Here is a 648-nt window from a genome sequence, read left to right as displayed (position 1 = left end):
TTGAGAATGGCATATATGGCATTGTTTAAAATTGCTACTATCCAATAAAGAAAAACGCCCATCAGAGTTAGTGAAAAAAAGAATAAGTTTTTAAATCAAAATCTAATTTGAGATCCTCTATGAAAATCTACATTTCTAAAGATTTTACCTTTTTTAAAGTACCCTATCCTTCCCAGACTACATAGAATTATTTTTCGATCCCTCTTTACTGGTAAGGAGTCATTTTTACCGCCCCAATCGCCCAGGGCCGGGACGGGGAGTGACGACGACACCGCACACTTTGCCAACGGTCTATGACACCTTTCACCTCGTCCCATTAAATCCTGAGTAACTAAATCAGTGATTTACAAAAATTTCTCCATCTTTGTCATTGAAAAACCTAGATTCCCAAAATCCATAATAGTTGGCAGTTTCGTCCATTATACTCTTACCTATTTTAAAATAGTCATCCTTAAGCTTCCAGGAATCCCATTCTCGTTCAATAGTTATTTCTTCTGCATCACATCTATTAGATTCGTCATAAAAGATTCTATCGCGTTCAGGAATGTATATTCTAGAGTTAGCGCAATTAATAATTTTGGCTATTATTTTTAGATAATCCATTTTTATCCGATTGATGTTTTAAAACACCTGAATGTTAGCATTTCC

The 648-nt window shown here is 35.0% G+C and carries 1 protein-coding gene; it reads right to left on the bottom strand.

The window, feature by feature from the left end; genetic code table 11:
- Positions 1–336: 336 nt before the first annotated feature.
- On the bottom strand, positions 337–603 hold the full coding sequence (locus ASJ81_RS14835) for a hypothetical protein (RefSeq protein ID WP_095645070.1): 267 nt from the start codon (positions 601–603) through the stop codon (positions 337–339).
- Positions 604–648 lie beyond the last annotated feature (45 nt).

It is taken from the genome of Methanosarcina spelaei, assembly GCF_002287235.1.
Classification (GTDB): Archaea; Halobacteriota; Methanosarcinia; order Methanosarcinales; family Methanosarcinaceae; genus Methanosarcina; species Methanosarcina spelaei.
This window is presented reverse-complemented; position numbering and strand designations above follow the sequence as displayed.